Annotated in this window: 17 protein-coding genes and 1 pseudogene; 4 read left to right on the top strand and 14 right to left on the bottom strand. The window is 59.4% G+C overall.

Annotated features, from left to right (window positions below):
- Positions 1-55 precede the first annotated feature (55 nt).
- A complete protein-coding gene (locus tag ACYF6X_RS05730; protein ID WP_063990234.1) occupies positions 56-751 on the bottom strand; it encodes a gamma-glutamylcyclotransferase in 696 nt (231 codons plus the stop codon).
- Between the two features lie 251 nt (positions 752-1,002).
- Positions 1,003-1,230: a putative cation transport regulator ChaB gene (gene chaB, locus ACYF6X_RS05725; RefSeq protein ID WP_130018234.1), complete on the bottom strand. Its 228-nt coding sequence runs from the start codon at positions 1,228-1,230 to the stop codon at positions 1,003-1,005.
- A gap of 130 nt (positions 1,231-1,360) precedes the next feature.
- Here chaB and ACYF6X_RS05720 point away from each other — a divergent pair, with 130 nt between their 5' ends.
- Together ACYF6X_RS05720 and chaA are read left to right on the top strand one after the other, a co-directional pair.
- Positions 1,361-2,179, top strand: coding sequence for a siderophore-interacting protein (locus ACYF6X_RS05720; RefSeq protein ID WP_063990236.1), 819 nt, complete (start codon positions 1,361-1,363; stop codon positions 2,177-2,179).
- Between the two features lie 294 nt (positions 2,180-2,473).
- Positions 2,474-3,577: a sodium-potassium/proton antiporter ChaA gene (gene chaA, locus ACYF6X_RS05715; RefSeq protein ID WP_063990237.1), complete on the top strand. Its 1,104-nt coding sequence runs from the start codon at positions 2,474-2,476 to the stop codon at positions 3,575-3,577.
- A 37-nt stretch (positions 3,578-3,614) separates the two neighbouring features.
- Here the strand turns inward: chaA and lpxO are convergent, their stop codons facing one another.
- The 6 genes from lpxO to putP form a co-directional block, all read right to left on the bottom strand.
- Complete coding sequence (lpxO, locus tag ACYF6X_RS05710; protein WP_063990238.1) at positions 3,615-4,517, bottom strand: lipid A hydroxylase LpxO; 903 nt, start codon at positions 4,515-4,517, stop codon at positions 3,615-3,617.
- A gap of 234 nt (positions 4,518-4,751) precedes the next feature.
- Positions 4,752-5,540, bottom strand: coding sequence for a phosphate starvation-inducible protein PhoH (gene phoH / locus ACYF6X_RS05705; RefSeq protein ID WP_015378226.1), 789 nt, complete (start codon positions 5,538-5,540; stop codon positions 4,752-4,754).
- Positions 5,541-6,258: 718 nt separating this feature from the next.
- Positions 6,259-7,557, bottom strand: coding sequence for an iron uptake transporter deferrochelatase/peroxidase subunit (gene efeB, locus ACYF6X_RS05700; RefSeq protein ID WP_130018233.1), 1,299 nt, complete (start codon positions 7,555-7,557; stop codon positions 6,259-6,261).
- 11 nt (positions 7,558-7,568) lie between these two features.
- On the bottom strand, positions 7,569-8,705 hold the full coding sequence (efeO, locus tag ACYF6X_RS05695) for an iron uptake system protein EfeO (RefSeq protein WP_063990241.1): 1,137 nt from the start codon (positions 8,703-8,705) through the stop codon (positions 7,569-7,571).
- 20 nt (positions 8,706-8,725) lie between these two features.
- Complete coding sequence (gene efeU, locus ACYF6X_RS05690) at positions 8,726-9,571, bottom strand: iron uptake transporter permease EfeU (protein WP_063990242.1); 846 nt, start codon at positions 9,569-9,571, stop codon at positions 8,726-8,728.
- A gap of 245 nt (positions 9,572-9,816) precedes the next feature.
- Positions 9,817-11,301 carry a sodium/proline symporter PutP gene (gene putP, locus ACYF6X_RS05685; protein ID WP_063990243.1) on the bottom strand — a complete coding sequence of 495 codons (1,485 nt, stop codon included), beginning with the start codon at positions 11,299-11,301 and terminating at the stop codon, positions 9,817-9,819.
- A gap of 571 nt (positions 11,302-11,872) precedes the next feature.
- Here putP and putA point away from each other — a divergent pair.
- Positions 11,873-15,844: a trifunctional transcriptional regulator/proline dehydrogenase/L-glutamate gamma-semialdehyde dehydrogenase gene (gene putA, locus ACYF6X_RS05680; RefSeq protein WP_460925263.1), complete on the top strand. Its 3,972-nt coding sequence runs from the start codon at positions 11,873-11,875 to the stop codon at positions 15,842-15,844.
- Positions 15,845-16,053: 209 nt separating this feature from the next.
- Positions 16,054-16,152, top strand: a pseudogene (locus tag ACYF6X_RS05675) (type II toxin-antitoxin system HicB family antitoxin); the annotation flags it as partial.
- A gap of 30 nt (positions 16,153-16,182) precedes the next feature.
- Here ACYF6X_RS05675 and tcyN read toward each other — a convergent pair.
- The 6 genes from tcyN to ACYF6X_RS05645 form a co-directional block, all read right to left on the bottom strand.
- Positions 16,183-16,935: an L-cystine ABC transporter ATP-binding protein TcyN gene (tcyN, locus tag ACYF6X_RS05670; RefSeq protein ID WP_130018232.1), complete on the bottom strand. Its 753-nt coding sequence runs from the start codon at positions 16,933-16,935 to the stop codon at positions 16,183-16,185.
- A 3-nt stretch (positions 16,936-16,938) separates the two neighbouring features.
- Complete coding sequence (gene tcyL / locus ACYF6X_RS05665) at positions 16,939-17,601, bottom strand: cystine ABC transporter permease (protein ID WP_041035592.1); 663 nt, start codon at positions 17,599-17,601, stop codon at positions 16,939-16,941.
- Entirely contained in the window at positions 17,601-18,401 is an 801-nt protein-coding gene (gene tcyJ / locus ACYF6X_RS05660; RefSeq protein WP_063990245.1) for a cystine ABC transporter substrate-binding protein, read from the bottom strand. The genes tcyL and tcyJ overlap by 1 nt, the downstream gene beginning before the upstream one ends.
- Before the next feature lie 115 nt (positions 18,402-18,516).
- Positions 18,517-19,509, bottom strand: coding sequence for a D-cysteine desulfhydrase (locus tag ACYF6X_RS05655; RefSeq protein WP_019452928.1), 993 nt, complete (start codon positions 19,507-19,509; stop codon positions 18,517-18,519).
- A gap of 124 nt (positions 19,510-19,633) precedes the next feature.
- A complete protein-coding gene (gene fliZ / locus ACYF6X_RS05650; RefSeq protein WP_033647756.1) occupies positions 19,634-20,143 on the bottom strand; it encodes a flagella biosynthesis regulatory protein FliZ in 510 nt (169 codons plus the stop codon).
- 55 nt (positions 20,144-20,198) lie between these two features.
- Positions 20,199-20,921, bottom strand: coding sequence for an RNA polymerase sigma factor FliA (locus ACYF6X_RS05645; protein WP_004934752.1), 723 nt, complete (start codon positions 20,919-20,921; stop codon positions 20,199-20,201).
- Positions 20,922-21,027: the final 106 nt, after the last annotated feature.

Raw genomic sequence — 21,027 nt, 5'->3', positions numbered from 1 at the left:
ATGAAAAAGGGCTCAACATGCTGAGCCCTTTACTGCCTGCCACATTACCAACGCCTCAGGCCGTGGCCTCGGCTCCGAAAGCGCCGGGGCGGTTCTGCTGCAACCATTGCTGTACATAGCGCACCAGATCGCCAATGCAATCATCCTGCATGCCGTGGTGCTTCAGCTCGTTATCCAGCGCAAACAGGTATTGCGCGTTGGTGCCCAGCGGGCCGCTGGCGCTGGCGATCAAGGGCGCGATCACCTGGTGGCTGGTGTCTGCTTCAAACAGCGGATGCTGCGCGTTCATCACGAACACCAGCGCCGTAACGGTCTCTCCGCCATCCAACTGCAGTTCACACCAGGTCGGCACATAGCAATCGGTGATCATCTCGCGCTTCCACAGCAGCTCCAGCTCTTCGCGCAGCTTGCCTTCCGGCAGACGAAACGCCAATCCGGTGGTCTGGCCGCCCTCTTTCAGCGCCAGCATGCGCCCCGGCTGATGCAGCGTGCCACGCCCGGCGGTCAAACGCATGCAGAACGCCCGATGCCAGCCCTGCAGCATGGCAGGCCGCACTTCTTCCGATTCGAAAACCGGATTCCACATCAGCGAACCGTAACCAAACACCCATACCGGGCTGTGATTCGGCCTACGCGATAACGTGCACTCCAACGAGGCTGCGCGCTGCTCAGGCGTCAGCAACAGCGATTCCTCAATAGCGCCAAAGGCGGTTTTGCAATCCGCTTTTTGCAGAAAATCTCGCGTTAACACTGTTACAACCTCCCGGGAATACGATTTCTCGTCCTCCCTCGCCACTACTGAACCTTTGCAATTTTATTTTTTGGTGCGGAATTTTATTAATTCAATAACCGCGCCGATTAATAATGACCATATTCTTTTCCCACCGCGCAATCAAGTTGCAAAGCGGCGTTAACGTGGAAAAGTATTTGTACTGAGCAGCAATAATATTAATTGCCGAGGTCAGCATAACGTCTGTGCGATTTTAGCAGGCCATAAAGGCGTTACTTTTTGTGCCAACGCTCATCGTCGCCCTTGCGATAGCTTTGCTTGACCGCCGCCCAGGCCACCTTGTGCGCCGTCTCCTCCCGGCTGTCGTCACCGCGTCGGTCTTCAGGATCCCGGTATTGTTGCCAGGCGCTGTTGAACGCCTCTTTATAGATCGCCTGCGCATGGGACGGCAGCACATGCTTCACATTGTCCGGCAAGTCGTTCGTGTCTTGATAGGGCATCACGTCCTCCCGTGCGTATTCCGTGAACCTTAAGCCTAGCTCACACGCAGTTGCGCCTCAATGAGCAAACAATTCTCATTATCAAACGGCATGATATACTCACCGCCAAACGAACTATAAGGAGATCCCCGTGACTACCGAAGCCCCTCGCTCACGCGCCCCCTACCTGATCGCCGTCAGCGCCGTACAGGACATTACGCCGCACCTGCGCCGCATCACCTTTACCGCGCCCGATCTGCGCTACTACCCGGCCAACGCCGCCGCTGCGCACATCAAGGTCTTTTTGCCGCTCGCCGGCCAAACCCAGCCGGATCTGCCGACGCTGACCGAAAACGGTCCGCGCTGGGCCGCGGACGCCGTGCGCCCGATCGTACGCACCTATTCCATTCGCGCGGTGCGCCCGGAACAGGCGGAAGTGGACATCGAATTCGCGATTCACGATCACCAGGGACCGGCGGTCGATTTTGCGCGCCAGGCGAAAGCCGGCGATAAAATCGGCATCAGCAACCCGGGCGGCCCCAAACCGATGCTGCCGGCGGCCGATTTCTACTGCCTGGCGGGCGATCCTTCCTCGCTGCCTGCGTTGGCCGCGCTGCTGGAAAACCTGCCGCCGCACAGCGCCGGACGCGCTTTCGTCCGCGTCGACAGCACCGCTGACGTGATTGACTTGAAAAAACCCGCCGATGTTGAAGTCAATTGGATCGTCGGCAGCACGGAGAAAACCGAGGAACTGATCGCTCAGTTCCGCGCGCAGTCCCTGCCGCAGGGCGAAGCGCACTTCTGGCTCGCCGGTGAAGATCGCCTGGTGGTGGGGTTGCGTCGATACCTGCGCCGTGAACGCCAATGCGATCGCAATCGCCTTTATGCCGTACCTTACTGGCGTGAAGGGCTAAATGAAGAGGGTTACCACAATAAACGGCATGAAATCATGGATAACATTGATGACTGACGGTCTCATTTTCCTTGATTAACCAAGTGGTAAATGAGTAAACACGACTTTTCTCAAATCTAACGTTAAAAATTGGCGTTACTGCGTAAAAGTAAGTAAATAAAACCGCACCCCGTGCGGTTTTTTTGTTACCCTGATCACATAAAGCAAGCAATTGCTTTCTCAGATAAAAACAACATCACACCGGCGCCGTGGGTGTATCCTAATATAAAATACCTACTGGAAACGCAGAGTTGCCGCATCACGGCGACCGGCGCTGACGGGCTACGCTGTTTGAGAAGGAGTGCCACCCTCATGAAGTCGCAACACGATCCTGGCCGATCCACCAAGTCTCGCCATACCGAATACTCGCTGATCTTCCCCATCGCCGCGCTGGTGGTGTTGAATCTGTGGAGCAGCACCACTCACTTTCCGCTGATCGTCGGCATCAACATTCTCGCGCTGGTGGGGATCCTCAGCAGCGCCTTCAGCGTGGTGCGCCACGCCGACGTGCTCGCCCACCGGTTGGGCGAACCCTACGGCTCGCTGATCCTCAGCCTGTCGGTGGTGATCCTCGAGGTCAGCCTGATCTCGGCGCTGATGGCCACCGGCGACGCCGCACCGGCGCTGATGCGCGACACGCTGTACTCCATCATCATGATCGTTTCCGCCGGCCTGGTCGGGTTCGCGCTGCTGCTCGGCGGGCGCAAGTTCGCCACCCAGTACGTCAACCTGGGCGGCATCAAACAGTATCTGATGGCGATTTTCCCGCTGGCGGTGATCGTGCTGGTGTTCCCGAGCGCGCTGCCGGGCGGCAACTTCAGCACCGGGCAAGCGCTGTTGGTCGCGCTGATCTCCGCCGCCATGTATGGCGTGTTCCTGGTGATCCAGACCAAAACTCACCAGAGTCTGTTCGTGTACGAGCATGAAGACGACGATGGCGACCCGCATCACGGCAAGCCCTCTTCCCACAGCAGTGCCTGGCATGCCGCCTGGCTCGTCGTACACCTGATCGCGGTTATCGCCGTCACCAAGTTCAACGCCAATCCGCTGGAAGGCCTGCTGACCAAGATGAACGCGCCGGCGCAGTTCACCGGTTTCCTGGTGGCGCTGCTGATCCTGTCGCCTGAAGGCCTGGGGGCGCTGCGCGCCGTGTTGAACAACCAGGTGCAACGCGCCATGAACCTGTTCTTCGGCTCGGTGCTGGCGACCATCTCCCTGACGGTACCGGCGGTCACCATCATCGCCACCCTGACCGGGCAAACGCTGATCTTCGGCCTGCAGACGCCGCATATCGTGGTGATGCTGACGGTGCTGCTGCTGTGCCAGCTGTCGTTCTCGACCGGCCGTACCAACGTGCTGAACGGCACCGCCCACCTGGCGCTGTTCGCCGCCTACATGATGACTATCTTCGCCTGATCAAAAAGGGGCGCACACCGTGCGCCCCTGTCTTCGTTTATACCGAGAAGAATATCGCCGCGGCGATCCCCCCGAACAAAATCCACTTGATGATGTAATAGCCGGTGCGGTTCCAGGCCTTCAGGCGTTTCCCCACCCGGCGTATCGCATAGATGTATTTGAACATCTTGTTGACGCCGCCGGTGCGATCGCCCTCTTCGTTCGGCGCGGTGGCGGCGCTCATCAGATTACGCCCCAGCCAGTGGTTAACCGCCTGCGCCCAGCGATAACGCATCGGCCGTTCGATGTCGCAGAACAGGATCAGACGGTTCTGCCCACTCTGGTTTTCCGCGTAGTGCAGATAGGTTTCATCGAACATCACGCCTTCCCCATCGCGCCAGCTGTAGCGCTCGCCGTCCACTTCAATAAAGCAGCGGTCATCGTTGGGGGTCATCAGCCCCAGGTGATAACGCAGCGAACCGGCGTAAGGATCGCGGTGGCGCGGCAAACGGCTGCCGTCCGGCAGTTCGGCGAACATCGCCGCCTTGACCGAAGGCAGGCGGCGCAGCAGTTCCGTGGTCTGCGGGCACAGGGTCATGGCCGAAGGATGACTGTCCTCATACCATTTCAGGTAAAAGCGCTTCCAACCGGTCTTGAAAAACGAGTTGAAACCGGCGTCGTTGAATTGATCGGACGCCTTGATCTGCTGGATCTCCATCAGCTTCTGTCCTTCGTCGCGGATGGTCTCCCAGTTATCTCTCAACACCGCCAGCTCAGGAAACTGCTCCGGCCTCAGATACGGCGTGGTCGGCACACGGGAAAACAGATACATGAAAACGTTCAACGGTGCGGTAAAGGTGGAATGGTCAGACAGCTGCCGCCACACGTTGTAGCGCACCCGTCCGCGGTAATGCACATAGACGACGCATAAAATAAGCAAAATCAGAATGATGTATTTCATGTTTGAATCGCATCAAAGAACCTACACGCTATGCGCCGCGCGGCGCACACCCCAGATAATGTCCTTTTGGCGCCGCAGGCAAATTGCACGCCAATCTGGAACCCATTAATCATTAACGCTAACTCAACGAAAATCTATACAAAAAACCACAATAATTTACACAAAGGTTAAACGAGAGGGGAAATTGCGGAGATAAAAAAGGCCGCAGAAGCGGCCTTTCCATTAGCGGATAGGTTAACTGTAAGCGTTGAGCGTGCGCTGGCACAAAGCGGAACGCACGCAGTCCTGTTTTTCAAAGCGGATAACGCCGATCATCTCGTCCTCTTCGAAGCGCTCCAGCGCGTCGCTGAGACCGGATTTCACGCCGCGTGGCAAGTCGCACTGGGTCACGTCGCCGTTAACGATAACCGTCACGTTTTCGCCCAGGCGGGTCAGGAACATTTTCATTTGGCTGGCGGTCACGTTCTGGGCTTCATCCAGGATAACGACCGCATTTTCGAAGGTGCGTCCGCGCATATAAGCGAACGGCGCAATTTCTACCTTACCGATTTCCGGGCGCAGGCAGTACTGCATAAAGGAAGAGCCTAAACGACGTACCAGAATGTCATACACCGGGCGGAAATAAGGGGCGAACTTCTCGGAGATATCCCCCGGCAAGAAACCGAGGTCTTCGTCCGCCTGCAAAACAGGACGGGTAACGATAATCCGATCCACCTCTTTATGGATCAGCGCCTCCGCCGCCTTGGCGGCGCTGATGAATGTTTTGCCACAGCCGGCTTCGCCGGTGGCGAAGATCAGCTGCTTATTCTCTATGGCTGATAAGTAATGACCCTGAGCTTCGGTTCTAGCCTCGATGGGTGAGCTATCGCGCTTGTCTCGCGCCATGCCGATAGACTCGACTCCCCCCATTTGCACCAGCGAGGTCACAGACTCTTCTTCCAGCTGGCGATGACTACGAGCGTCACGACGAATAACGCGTTTCGCTTCACGACGTGCTTTGATCACTGCTTTCTGTCTACCCATAGTGGCACCTTACAGTTTGTTTCACCTACCGCAACGGCCAGGCCGCGCGATTATGTTTCACACACGTATTAGGTTTTGGCCTCCTCCGAGCCAATAAGAGCCAAGGGACAACGTGAATCGACGGCAACGCTTAAGCGCCGTTTTTTCACGGGACAACGCGGACTGCATCAATAAACGTGGAGTAAAAAGTGATGAGATTCGGTAGCGATAAGGGTGCGGAGTTGCCGGTAAAAGAGAGTCGGAGAGAGAACCCTCGTTACAACGAGAAATCAGGGGAGATGTGTTATTTTTTCTTTCCAGCCCAGCCAAGGACTTTACCATTAGCGATCCCCGCAGTGATATTTACAGCTTCAAGCTGTGCACCGTGTGAAAACTACCGCCAGATGATTACAGTATAATGACATTCAATCCTGTCGCGTTACTAAAATGTAAAAAAATTTTATATCTTTTGTTTTCAGTTAGCGCAAAAACACTATATCACGCTCGTCACGTCATTCCATAAAAATTTTATTCATACAAATATCAATAAATTAAAATTAAAAACCGTGAATGACACTTTGGTTTCCCGATTAAAATTTGCACAACTCAAAGTCGGCGGGCCGTTCAGATTTTTTAATCTGCAGGCGAAGGATTGAATTGAACTCCGTCGCTTAATGTCCCGCGCAATAGGCAAGCCAAAGTAAAACGAGGCGGAAGATCCCGCCTCGTCATTGCGCACTCAGGCCTTGAGCAGGCCGCTGGCCAGATAGTCGCCGCCCTCTTTTACGCCCGGCAATACGAAGAAATATCCGCCGCCGATCGGCTTGATGTATTCTTCCAGCGCTTCGCCGTTGAGCCTTTTTTGCACCGTCAGGAAGCCTTTTTCCAGATCGGCCTGATAGCAGACGAACAACAGCCCCATTTCCAGCTGCCCGGCATTGGAAACGCCAAGGGAATAGCTGTAGCCCCGCCGCAGCATCAGGTTGCTTTGGCTTTCCGGCGTGCGGGGGTTAGCCAACCGGATGTGCGCGTCCATCGGTATCACCTTGCCGTCGGGATCGTTCGCGTAGTTCGGCTCGTCATGTTCATGCTTCATGCCTAACGGCGCGCCGCTGTGCTTTTCGCGACCGAAAATAGTTTCCTGCTCCTGCAGCGGCGTGCGATCCCAAAACTCCACGCGGAAGCGAATAATGCGCGCCACCTGGTAGCTGCCGCCGGCCGTCCACGCAGGTTCACCCACGTTGTCACCGACCCACACCACCTTATCCATCAGCGGTTTGTCGTCGGTTTTCGGGTTGGCGGTGCCGTCTTTGAAGCCCAGCAGATTAATCGGCGTCTCTTTGCCTTTGCTGCGTGCCGCATGCGCGGAGATAAACCCTTCCCGCTTCCAGCGCACGCTGAGCAGATCCGGCGAGTGCTTGATGATATCGCGCAGCGCATGGAGAGCGGTTTCATTGGTGTTGGCGCAAATCTGCAGCAACAGGTCGCCGTGGCACAGCGCGGCGTCCAACGCATCGTTGGGGAAGCGGGTCATTTTCTGCAACCGCAGCGGCTTTTGCGCCTGCAGGCCAAAGCGTTCGTCGAACAGCGATGCGCCGACTGAGACGGTGATGGTCAGGTTGTCCGGGTAAATCTCCGGCCCCATGATGCCGGAATCGAGCGGCGGTAGCTTGGCATCCACCTCCGGCGCCTTGCCGCCGTGGGTCAGGAAGGCGATGCGATCGGTCAACAGCCGGAACAGCCGCTCCAGCTCCGCTTTATTGGTCGCCAGCACGTCGAACGCCACCAGCATCATCGCCGCCTGTTGCGGCGTCAGCACCCCGGCCTGATGGCGGCCATAAAACGGCTGTTTCTGCCAGCGCTCATCCTGCGGCGTCGCCAACGGCTCCGCTGTGTTGCCCGCCGCCTGCGCCAGGCGGCTGCCGCCCAGCGCCAGTGCGCCCAGCCCCAGCCCCTGCAGCAAACGGCGCCGCGAAGGCGATGCCGCCCCCTGCGATTGCGGATGCGGCCCGCTGTGCGGGCCTGCCTTGTTGCTCATAACCGTATGCCTCAGTCCAGGCCCAACACGCCGCGCAGTTGGGAAAGGTCTTCCGCCAGCGTGGTGATCGGCCCTTTCAACGCGTTGCGGTCGGCATCGCTCAGCTTCTCATAGGACTCATAGCCCTCTTTGGTTTGGTACTTCGCCAAAATGGTGTCCACGGTTTTGAAGTTAGCGTCAATCTTGTCCAGCAGCGGCTTGTTGGCTTTGACCAGCAGCGGGCGCAGCAGATTGACGATCTTCTGCGCGCCGTCGACGTTAGCCTGGAAATCCCACAGGTCAGTGCGGCTGTAACGGTCTTCTTCACCGCTGATCTTGCTGGCCGCCACTTCTTCGATTAACCCGGCGGCGCCGCCCACCACTTTGCTCGGCGGGAAGGTCAGTTCACTCACGCGTTTTTGCAGTTCAACGGTGTCGTGATACAGACGATCGGCATATTTGCCCATGTCCTTGGTCGAGTTGTCGGCAAACAGCGCCTTCTCCAGACGGTGGAAACCGGTGAAGTTCGGATCCGCCGATTTCTTCTCGTAGTCGTCTTCACGGGCGTCGATGCTGCCGTCCAGATCGGAGAACAGCTCGGCGATCGGCTCGATGCGCTCATAGTGCTGGCGGGTCGGCGCGTACAGCTTGCGCGCTTGCTCCACGTTGCCGGCCTTCACCGCGTCGGTGAACAGCTTGGTCTGTTTCACCAGCCCATCGACTTCTTTGGTGACGTAGACTTTGTACTCGGCAATCGGGCCAACCAGATCCAGCGCGCTCGGTTTGCCGTCGGTAGCGCCGTTGGCCGCCGCGGTGACGGTCAGTTTGCCTTTCGGATTGCTCAGCAGCCCGCAGGTCATGTCATATTCGCCCGCTTCCAGCGTGGCGGTCATTTTCTGGGTAAAGCCCGGCGCGATGTTCTCGCGCTCTTCCACCACCATCACCCCTTTCAGGATTTCCCATTCGACGTTTTTCTGGCTGGTGTTGTGCACCACAAACTGCGTCTTGCCGGCCGGCACCGTCAGCTGCATCGGTTCACACTGCTTGTCGTTGACCGTGACCTTGACCTGCGGCACGTCCGCCGCCAACGCGTCGATGCTCAGCGCAAACGCCGGGATAGCCAGTAATGCTGCGTGCAACGCCTTGCGGCGAAATAACGGAGTAGACATACGAGATTCCCTATTAAACATTAATGATTGATTTTACGTTGCGCCGGGGCCGCTGCCGGCTCCGCGCGCTGCGGCAGGAAAAAGAAAATCAGCGCCGGGATCAGATACAGGAAGTAGACCGCCACTTCGCTGACCGTCGGGGCTTCCTGATAACCGAGAATACCTTCCAGCAGGGTGCCGAACAGCGAATGGGTCGACAGGGTGCTGCTGAAATCGAAGGCGATAGCCTGGAAGTGGTTCCACAGACCGGCTTCGTGGAAGGCGCGGATCGCCCCGGCGGCCAGGCCGGCGGCGACGAACAGAATGAACAGGCTGGTCCATTTGAAGAACTTGGCCAGGTGCAGCTTCACCCCGCCCCAGTAAATCATCATGCCCAGCACGATGGCGGCCACCAGGCCGAGCACCGCGCCGATCGGCGCCGCGGCGCCCACGTCTTGCTGAAACGCCGCCAACAGGAAGAACACCGACTCCAGCCCTTCGCGCGCTACGGCGAAGAACACCATCGCCACCAGCGCCCAACCCTGCCCTTTACCGGCGTTGAGCGCGTGATCGATCGCGCCTTCCAAATGCACCTTGACCGATTTGGACACCTTACGCATCCAAAACACCATATAGGTGAGGATCAGTACCGCCACCACCGCGACGATGCCTTCGAACAGCTCCTGCTGTTTCTGCGGGAACTCGCCGGTGGTCTCATTGATGAAGATGCCGAGCGCCAGACACAGCGCCGCGGCGACAATCACGCCGATCCACACCGCACCGAGCCATTGGCTGCGCTGCGTGCGTTTCAGGTAGCTGGCGATCAGGCTGACGATCAGCGCAGCCTCCAGCCCCTCGCGGAACATGATAAGAAAGGGAACGAACATAAATAATCACCCCTGAAAAGACCGCGGCGGCAGAGAAAACTGACTCGAAATGAGCGGCGGCAACTCTGTAAAGAAACGTAAAATACAACGAGAGTGATTATCATTCTGCCAAGAAGAAATACAAGAGGCGCAAGCGTGATTTTTTCTAATCAAATGTCGCCAGGTGTTACAGCCGGATGACGGTGGTAAACAGGAAAAAAGAAGGGGCGCTCTGCGCGCCCCTTGCTGACTGACATCGAACGGCGTTATACCGTTTTGTACTCGGCTTCCGCCTGATCGAAACGCTCGGTCATGGTGGAGGAAGGCTGGCGGCCCATCAGGCTCACTACCACGATCGCGAGGCAGCCCAGGATGAAGCCTGGGATGATTTCATACAGGCCCAGCCATTCGTACTGTTTCCAGACGATCACCGTCACCGCACCGACCAGCATGCCGGCCAGCGCGCCGTTGCGGGTCATGCGCGACCACAGCACCGAGATCAGCACAACCGGGCCGAAGGCGGCGCCGAAACCGGCCCAGGCATAGCTCACCAGGCCCAGCACGCGGTTTTCCGGGTTGGCCGCCAGCGCGATGGCGATCAGCGCCACCACCAGCACCATCACGCGGCCGACCCACACCAGCTCACGCTGGCTGGCGCCTTTGCGCAGGAACGCCTTGTACAGGTCTTCGGTGATCGCGCTGGAGCACACCAGCAGCTGGCAGCTCAGGGTACTCATGACCGCCGCCAGAATCGCCGACAGCAGCACGCCCGCCACCCATGGGTTGAACAGCAACATCGCCAGTTCGATGAACACGCGTTCGCCGTTCTGCGACACGTTACCGGCTTGATCCGGGTTATTGGCGAAGTAAGCGATGCCGAAGAAACCGACGGCGATGGTGCCGGCCAGGCACAGGATCATCCAGGTCATGCTGATGCGACGCGCGCTGCGGATGGTGCGGTGGGAGTCCGCCGCCATGAAACGCGCCAGGATGTGCGGCTGGCCGAAGTAGCCCAGGCCCCAACCCAGCAGCGACAGGATGGCGACGAAGTTCAGCCCCTTAAGCATGTCGAGGTTGGCCGGGTTCTGCGCCTGGATCACCAGCATCGAGGTATCGATGCCGCCGACGGCGAAAATCACGATCACCGGCGTCAGGATCAGCGCGAAAATCATCAGGCTGGCCTGCACGGTGTCGGTCCAGCTCACCGCCAGGAAACCACCGATAAAGGTATAGAGGATGGTCGCCGCGGCACCGGCCCACAGGGCGGTTTCGTAGCTCATGCCGAAGGTGCTTTCGAACAGGCGTGCGCCGGCTACGATACCCGAGGCGCAGTAAATGGTGAAGAACACCAGGATGACGATGGCCGAGATCACCCGCAGCAGCTTGCTGTTGTCTTCAAAGCGGCTGGTGAAATAGTCCGGCAGCGTCAGGGCGTTGTTGTTGGCTTCGGTATGAACGCGCAGCCTTCCTGCCACCAGTTTCCAGTTCAGGTAAGCGCCGATGGTCAGGCCGATGGCGATCCAGCTTTCGGAAATGCCGGAGAGGAAGATGGCGCCCGGCAGGCCCATCAGCAACCAGCCGCTCATGTCGGAAGCGCCGGCGGACAGCGCGGTCACCACGCTGCCCAAACTGCGGCCGCCGAGAATATAGTCATCAAAGTTGTTGGTTGCCCGGTAGGCAAGCAGGCCGATCAGCACCATCCCGAAAATGTACACCAGGAAGGTCACCAGCATAGGTGTGCTCATTGTCATTTAATTCTCCACTTTCATTATTATTCGCGTTTCGCTCCGGCCAAGCCGGCGCCGGTAAACCCACGCGCAATGCATTTTACTGGCCGCCGCGCCGGAACGTGGCGCAGCCTGCAAGCAAGTGCAGGTAAAATAGTTTCTGCCCGTAATTGTTGACCGTCGGTTATCCTAGATGAGCCTTTCATCAACCAACAAGATATTTAACAACAAAGTTACACAAAGTTTACCCTGCGTCACATTTACCGGGCCCGAAGGTTGCACTCACGACAAATAAAATGAGTTGCACCCTCTTATTACCCTTATATACCGCAAGGTATAACGCCTGCGGCATCATAACCCCCGCCGCATTCGCTCAATAACGCAACATTCGTGCCAACTGCCGATGTTAAAAAATCGATGAAACTCACACTTCGCTCATCAGCCTGATTTAACAAGGTTGCACAAAGTTGCAACATGCAGGATATTGTCTGCATTCTTGACACCACACATCTCACGAACCTATCCCAACAGGCTTTCCGGCCTGCTGTTTGTCTAGCCTGATGGGATAGGTTCTAAACACAGGAGTTGGATTGGCATGGGCACTACCACAATGGGCGTGAAACTCGACGAGGCAACACGCGACCGGATCAAGAGCGCCGCACAGCGTATCGATCGCACGCCGCACTGGCTCATCAAGCAGGCCATCTTTAATTACCTCGAGCGTCTCGAGAGCGGTTCCGATATTCCTGAAATTCCCGCGCTGGCCGCTGCGGGCCAGCCTGAAGCGGACGACATTATGCCGCAAGCGCAGGAAGAGTCACACCAGCCATTCCTCGATTTCGCCGAACAAATTCTGCCGCAGTCGGTCACCCGCGCCGCCATCACCGCCGCCTATCGTCGCCCGGAGACCGAAGCGGTGCCGATGTTGCTCGAACAGGCGCGATTACCCGCCGATCTTGCTCAGGCCACTCACAAAATGGCCTATGGCATCGCCGAGAAGTTGCGTAACCAAAAAAGTGCAAACGGCCGCGCCGGCATGGTGCAAGGCCTGCTGCAAGAGTTCTCCCTCTCTTCGCAAGAAGGCGTGGCGCTGATGTGCCTGGCGGAAGCGCTGCTGCGCATTCCGGACAAACCGACCCGCGATGCCCTGATCCGCGACAAGATCAGCAACGGCAACTGGCACTCGCACCTGGGGCGCAGCCCATCGCTGTTCGTCAACGCCGCGACCTGGGGCCTGCTGTTCACCGGCAAACTGGTGTCCACGCATAACGAAGCCAATCTGTCCCGTTCGCTGAACCGCATTATCGGCAAGAGCGGCGAACCGCTGATCCGCAAAGGCGTGGACATGGCGATGCGCCTGATGGGCGAACAGTTCGTAACCGGTGAAACCATCGCCGAAGCGCTGGCCAACGCGCGCAAGCTCGAAGAAAAAGGCTTCCGCTACTCCTACGACATGCTGGGCGAAGCCGCCCTGACCGAAGCCGACGCGCAGGCCTACCTGGTTTCCTACCAGCAGGCGATCCACGCCATCGGCAAAGCTTCCAACGGCCGCGGCATCTATGAAGGCCCCGGCATTTCCATCAAGCTGTCCGCCCTGCACCCGCGCTACAGCCGCGCGCAGTACGAACGCGTCATGGAAGAACTCTACCCGCGTCTGCTGTCGCTGACCCTGCAGGCACGCCAGTACGATATCGGCATCAACATCGACGCCGAAGAGGCCGACCGCCTGGAGATCTCGCTCGATCTGCTGGAGAAACTGTGCTTCGAGCCGCAGTTGGCCGGCTGGAACGGCATCGGCTTCGTGATCCAGGCCTACCAAAAACGCTGTCCGTTCGCCATCGACGCCGTGATCGACATGGCGCAACGCAGCCGCCGTCGCCTGATGATCCGTCTGGTGAAGGGCGCCTACTGGGACAGCGAAATCAAACGCGCCCAGATGGACGGCCTGGAAGGCTACCCGGTCTACACCCGCAAGGTCTATACCGACGTTTCCTACCTGGCCTGCGCCCGCAAGCTGCTGTCGGTGCCGAACCTGATTTATCCGCAGTTCGCGACCCACAACGCCCATACCCTGAGCGCCATCTATCACCTGGCCGGCAACAACTACTACCCTGGCCAGTATGAGTTCCAGTGCCTGCACGGCATGGGTGAGCCGCTGTATGAGCAGGTGGTGGGTAAAGTGGCCGACGGCAAACTGAACCGCCCTTGCCGCATCTATGCGCCGGTCGGCACCCATGAAACGCTGCTGGCTTACCTGGTGCGCCGCCTGCTGGAAAACGGCGCCAACACCTCGTTCGTCAACCGCATCGCCGACGCCACCCTGCCGCTCGACGAGCTGGTGGCCGATCCGGTCAGCGCCGTGGAAGCGCTGGCGGCCAGCGAAGGTCAGATTGGCCTGCCGCACCCGCGCATTCCGCTGCCGCGCGAGCTGTACGGCGAGAAGCGCACCAACTCCAGCGGTCTGGATCTGTCCAACGAACAGCGTCTGGCCTCGCTCTCCAGCGCCCTGCTCACCAGCGCCAGCCATCCGTGGCGCGCGGAACCTATCATCGACGCCGAATTGGATCAGGGCGTGGAGCAACCGGTGATCAACCCGGCCGAGCCGGGCGATGTGGTCGGCTACGTGCGTGAAGCCACCGAAGACGAAGTCAGCCGTGCGCTCGACGCCGCCGCGGCCGCCGGCCCAATCTGGTTCGCGACACCGCCGACGGAGCGCGCCGCGATCCTCGAACGCGCCGCCGAGCTGATGGAAAGCCAGCTGCAAAGCCTGCTGGGTATTCTGGTGCGCGAAGCGGGTAAAACCTTCAACAACGCCATCGCCGAAGTGCGTGAAGCGGTCGATTTCCTGCACTACTACGCCGGCCAGGTACGCGACGATTTCGCCAACGACAGCCACCGCCCGCTGGGCCCAGTGGTCTGTATCAGCCCGTGGAACTTCCCGCTGGCGATCTTCACCGGCCAAATCGCCGCCGCGCTGGCGGCGGGCAACAGCGTGCTGGCCAAACCGGCCGAGCAAACGCCGCTGGTGGCCGCGCAGGCGGTGCGTATCCTGCTGGAAGCCGGCATTCCGCAAGGCGTGCTGCAGCTGCTGCCGGGCCAGGGTGAAACCGTCGGCTCAACGCTGGTCAACGACGCCCGCGTACGCGGCGTGATGTTTACCGGCTCCACCGACGTCGCCGGTATTCTGCAGCGCAGCATCGCCGGTCGTCTGGATCCGCAGGGTCGCCCGACGCCGCTGATCGCCGAAACCGGCGGCCTGAACGCCATGATCGTCGACTCTTCCGCCCTGACCGAACAGGTCGTGACCGACGTGGTGGCCTCCGCCTTCGACAGCGCCGGCCAGCGCTGCTCCGCGCTGCGTATCCTGTGCATTCAGGAAGACGTGGCCGAACACACGCTGCAAATGCTGCGCGGCGCGATGGCCGAATGCCGCATGGGCAATCCGGAGCGCCTGTCTACCGACGTGGGCCCGGTGATCGACGCCGAAGCCAAAACCGGCATCGAACGCCACATCCAGGCGATGCGCGCCAAAGGCCGCAAGGTGTACCAGGCCGCCAAAGGCAGCGCGCAGGATGAGAAGGAGTGGGCGCGTGGCACCTTCATCAAGCCGACGCTGATCGAACTCGACAGCTTCGACGAGCTGCAAAAAGAGATCTTCGGCCCGGTGCTGCACGTGGTGCGCTTCCAGCGCAACAATCTGGACGCGCTGGTCGATCAGATCAACGCCGCCGGTTATGGCCTGACGCTGGGTATTCATACCCGTATCGATGAAACCATCGCCCGGGTGACCGAACGCGCCAAGGTCGGCAACCTGTACGTCAACCGCAATATGGTCGGCGCGGTGGTCGGCGTGCAGCCGTTCGGCGGCGAAGGCCTGTCGGGCACCGGCCCGAAAGCCGGTGGCCCGCTGTACCTGTACCGTCTGCTGGCCAACCGTCCGGACGACGCACTGCAGCGTACGCTGCACCGTCAGGACGAAGAGCGCCCGATGGAAGCCACCGCGCGGCCGCAACTGCTGGGCGCACTGCAATCGCTGGAGAAATGGGCGATCACCAGCCAACAAGGCGAACTGGCGGCATTGGCGCAGCGCTATGCGGAACTGGGCCAGGGCGGCACCGTACGTCCGCTGCCGGGCCCGACCGGCGAGCGCAATACCTATGCCCTGCTGCCGCGTGAACGCGTGCTGTGCCTGGCGGATAACGAAGCCGACGCGCTGATCCAACTGGCCGCCGTGCTGGCGGTTGGCAGCTGCGTGCTGTGGCCGGAAGCGGAACTGCAGCGCAATCTGTTCCGCCGCTTGCCGAACGATGTGCAGGCGCGCATTGCCTTCAGCAAAGACTGGCAGCAGGACAAGGTCGAGTTCGACGCCGCCATCTATCACGGCGATGCCGACCAGCTGCGTACCCTGTGCGAACAGATCGCGCAGCGCGGCGGCGCCATCGTCTCGGTGCAGGGCTTCGCTCACGGTGAAACCAACATCCTGTTGGAACGCCTGCTGATCGAGCGTTCGCTGAGCGTCAACACCGCCGCCGCCGGCGGTAACGCCAGCCTGATGACCATCGGTTAACGCATCGTCAAGGCGGCCATGCATTGCCGCCTGATTGGCTCACCGCGACGCAAACCCTGCACTTGTGCAGGGTTTTTTATTGCCCGCAGCCCGGTCAGCCGTTAGCGTCTTGTTATCCTTGCATGAGGATGTGGCGCCTCTATGGGCGATAACAACAGGGTGAGCTCAGAACGGATTAATCTGCTTGCAAGCCGCGGCAGAACGCTACGAGTCGCATTGACTCTCGGGTTCGGCAATATCAGGGATACGGTAGCCGCAGCGGGTTTCTCGCCGCCGCCGCGCGAAACGCATTGTTGAAAACGGAGTGAATGCGGACGGGGGAAGTTCCCCCCGCCGCCTTATTGATTCAGGAATTTGTCGAGGAATTGCTGAGTGCGCTGGTGCTGCGGGTTGGCGAACAGCGCTTTGGCCGGGCCCTGTTCAACGATGCGGCCGTGGTCCATAAAGATAACCCGGTCGGCCACGTCGCGGGCAAAGCTCATCTCATGGGTGACGATCACCATGGTGCGTTTCTCATCCGCCAGTGAGCGCATGGTATTGAGCACTTCCCCCACCAGTTCGGGATCGAGCGCCGACGTCGGCTCATCGAACAAAATCACCTCCGGCTGCATCGCCAGCGCGCGCGCAATAGCCACCCGCTGCTGTTGGCCGCCGGACAGCCGGCGTGGATAAGCCTGCTCTTTGCCGCTCAGGCCCACCTTGGCCAGCAACGCGCGGGCGCGCTGTTCCGCGCTGGCCTTCGCCTCGCCCTTGACGACCACCGGCCCTTCGATGATGTTTTCCAACACCGAACGGTGCGGGAACAGGTTAAAGTTCTGGAATACGAAACCGACCTGCTGACGCAGCGCCCGCACCTGATTTTTCTGCTTGCTCAGTGGCTTGCTGCCGTCGATCAGGATATCGCCGACGCGAATGGTGCCGGAATCCGGCTCCTCCAGCAGGTTAATGCAGCGCAATAAGGTGGTTTTCCCCGAGCCGCTCGGCCCGATGATCGCCACCACTTCGCCGGCGTCCACCGCCAGATCGATCCCATGCAGCACCGTCTGACCCTTGAACTGCTTGGTCAATTGCTTAACTTCGATGGCACTCATGCGTTACTCCTGATCCTGGCGATTAACGTGGGCTTCCAGACGGTTTTGCAGTGCGGAAAGCAGGGTCGCCATCACCCAGTAAATCAGCGATGCCGCCAGGTACATGGTAAACACTTCCAGCGTGCGCGAGGTGATCAGCTGCGCCTGGCGGAACAGTTCCGGCACCTGAATGGTGGCGGCCAGCGAGGTGTCTTTCACCAGGCCGATGAAGCTGTTGCCCAGCGGCGGCAAGGCGGTGCGCGCCGCCTGCGGCAGGATCACCCGGCGCAGGGTTTGCCAGCGGGTCATCCCGATGCTGGCGGCGGCTTCCCACTGGCCTTTGTCGATCGACGAAATCGCCGCGCGCAGCGTTTCCGAGGTGTAGGCGGCGGTATTGAGCGACAGGCCAATCAGCGCCGCCGGGAAAGGATCGAACTCGATGCCGAACTGCGGCAGACCGTAATAGATCATAAACAGCTGGGCGATCAACGGCGTGCCGCGGAACAGCGACACGTAAATGCGCGACAGCCACGCCAGCGGCCACAGCGGCGAAAGGCGCATCAGCGCCAGCAGAAAACCGAGCAGCAACCCCAGCGCCATGCCGCCCAGGCTGAGCTGAAGCGTCAGTATTGCGCCCTTCAATAAAAATGGCGCTGAATCCAGCGCCAGTTGAATACTTTCGTGCATTATTTAGTTACGTCCGCGCCAAACCATTTCTCGGAGATCTTCGCCATCGTGCCGTCTTTTTGCATCTCGGCGATCGCCTGGTCAATCGCGGCCAGCAGCTCTGGGTTGTTCTTGCGCAGCGCCACGCCGGACTCCTGACGAGAGAATGCCGGGCCGGCTACCGCCAGCGTATCGCCGGTTTTCTTCACCAGATCCAGCGCCGCCAGGCGATCCACCAGAATGGCGTTGATACGGCCAACGCGCAGATCCTGATACTTGGTCGGGTCGTCGTCGTAGGTACGCACGTCCACGCCCTGCACATTCTCGCGCAGCCATTGCTCATAGTTGGTGCCCAGTCCAACGCCGACCTTCTTGCCCTTCAGATCTTCCGGCTTGGTGATGGTGCCTTCGTTGCCTTTTTTCACCAGCGCCTGAATCCCGGAAACGGTGTAAGGGGTGGAGAAATCATATTTCTTCTTGCGCTCATCGGAGAGCGTCACCTGATTGATGACCACGTCGATGCGCTTCGAATCCAGCGAAGCCAGCATGCCGTCCCATTTGGTCGGGTTCAGCTTGGCTTTCACGCCCAGATGTTCCGCCAGTGCGTTGGCGAAATCCACTTCGAAACCGGTCAGCTTGCCGTCTTCCCCCTGGAAGCTGAACGGCGGATAGGTGCCTTCCAGCCCGACGATCAGCGTGCCGCGCTGTTTCACCTGCTGCAGCAGATTGTCGGCGGCATAGGTTTGAGTCGTCACACCGGCGGCCAACGCAATACCCACCACGCCCAACAGCCATTGACGACGAACTTTCGCAAACATCATAAACACCCCTGTGTGTTATTTATCTTTTTTGATATCAGCACTTTAACAGTGCGACCGCCCGCATAAAGGAATATAACCTTATAAATATAGTTCAAAATGGAATAACAAGCGGTATTTACACCTGCGGATGATAGGCGAACAGCGCCGGGGCACCGCCGGTGTGAACGAACAGAATAGGGCCTTCATCGCGGAAGCGCCGCTGGGCGATGCCGTCGATCAAACCGGCCATCGCTTTGCCGGTGTATACCGGATCCAGCAACACGCCTTCTTGCTGCGCCAGCAGTTGCACCGCCGCCATGCCCTCTTCGTTCGGCATGCCGTACTGCGGCGCGAAATAATCATCCCACAGCGCGATCGGCGCCAGTTCATCGATATTCAGCGAACAGGCCAGGGCTTTTTGGATCTGCTCCACCTTCGGCAGCTGATCGATCACGGTACGCGAGACCGTCACGCCGATCAGCTCAGTCTCCGGCAACAGCTGCTGCAGCCCCACCGCCAGCCCGGCGTGGGTGCCGGCGCTGCCGGACGCCACCACCACCGAACTGAACGCCACGTTGCTACGTTGGCTCTGCTCGGCGATTTCCAATGCGCACTGCACATATCCCAGCGCGCCCAGGGCATTGGAGCCACCCACCGGCACCACGTAAGGCCGGAAGCCCTGCGCCTCGAGGCGCATCGCCAGTTCCGCCAACTGCTGCTGCGGATCGTGCAGCGCTTCGCACATCACCACCTCGGCGTTGAACAGGCCGAGCAACAGGCGGTTGCCGTTGGTCAGGTAGTTTTCCGCACGGGTATCGATAGGGTTTTCCAGCAGCGCGACGCAGTGCAGGCCCAGTTTCGCCGCCACCGCCGCCGTCTGGCGCACGTGGTTGGATTGAATGGCGCCGGCGGTGACCAGCGTATCGGCGCCTTGTCGCAGCGCATCGGCGGCCAGAAACTCAAGCTTTCTCAGCTTGTTGCCGCCCATAGCCATAGGGGTGACATCGTCACGTTTAAGGTAAATATCGCGGCCGAGGTAATCGGAGAGACGGGACAGCTTTTCCAGCGGTGTGGCGGTGCCAACCAGGTCCAGACGCGGAAATTGCGCCAGTTGTTGTTGCAGGTTCACTTCTTCCCCCCAGGGAATCGAATATCGACATCAGATAAGCGATAGATTTATCAGATGTGAACTGAATAATCATCCTTTATCACGGGGGAAACAGCGGGCCCCGGCCCAACGGCCGGGGAAAGTCTCAGTAGCTGCGCTGCCAGGCGAGGTACTGATCGTATTTGCGCAGCGCTATGCGGTAGTTGTTGTGCGCCGCGCTAGGCAGATCGTCGATGATACGCTGGTGACTGGCACAGTTGGCGAACTTGTCCGCTGGGTAGTTGCGCGCCACCAACATTTCGTCCAGCCGGCGCAGCCGCACCACATACTCGCGGATGGTGCTGTGGCTCATCTCGGTCTGTTCGAACAGATACTGTTTGAACGCCATAATATCGAAATAGCTCGGGTGGCTGTTGCAGGAGATCTCGCTGCAAAAGCGGCACAGCGCGGTCAGCTCATGCTGCACGTTTTGCCAGACCGCATCGTCGATCGGCTGATCCATGCGCGCGATGGCTTCTTTATTGATGATTTTGCCGCGAAACACCAGCGCCATGCGGTCCAATAACTTACCGCACTGGGAGCAATGGGTCTGGCTGTGCTTATAGTCTTTCAGGTAACGGCTAAGCGGCCGTTTCTTCAACAGTATTCCTGGCATAAGGGGCAGTCCGGTTGTCGCATGAGTCATCGAGTTGAGGGGCGGCGGGCCGCCGTCAGGTATCGTTCGCCAGCCGCGCGCGCAGCCGTTTGATCGCCTGACTGTGCAGTTGGCTAACGCGGGATTCCCCGACGTCCAGCACGGCGCCGATCTCTTTGAGATTCAACTCTTCCTGGTAATACAGCGTCAGCACCATTTTTTCGCGCTCCGGCAACGCCTCGATGGCGTCGATCACCCGCTGGCGCAGGCTGCCTTCCAACAGGTGATGCAGCGGGTTGGCCTCTTCATGCCCTTCCAGCATCGGTTCCGCGTTCTCGCCATGCTCCTCGCGCCATTCGTCGTAGGAGAAAAGCTGGCTGTTATTGGTGTCCAACAGAATTTGACGGTACTCATCCAGCGAGATATTCAGCGTCTGCGCCACTTCCGTCTCGCTCGCCGGGCGGCCGTAACGCTGTTCCAGTTGCCGCATCACCTGCGCGACCTCGCGCGCGTGGCGCCGCACGCTGCGCGGCACCCAGTCGCGGCTGCGCAGCTCGTCGAGCATCGCGCCGCGAATGCGCTGCACCGCATAGGTGGTAAAGGCGGTTCCCTGTAGGGCGTCATAACGCTCAACGGCGTTCAATAGCCCGATTCCCCCGGCCTGCAGCAAGTCGTCAAGCTCCACGCTGGCGGGCAGCCTGACCTGCAGGCGCAGCGCCTCGTGGCGCACTAACGGGACGTAGCGCAGCCAGAGAGAATTTTTGTCCATCACGCCTTCGGCGGTATACAGATCGCTCACTATGTCTTAAACCTGCGGATAAGAGAGTCAGCGCTATTATGCGTAGGGGGCAGAATGCCAATCGGCTGAACAGTCGCACAAAACGGGCTTTATTTGCGCCATGTAA

The sequence above is a fragment of the Serratia sp. ID 25-353 genome (assembly GCF_054792795.1).
The sequence above is the reverse complement of the archived record's forward strand: the minus strand, read 5'-3'. Positions and strand labels throughout refer to the sequence as shown.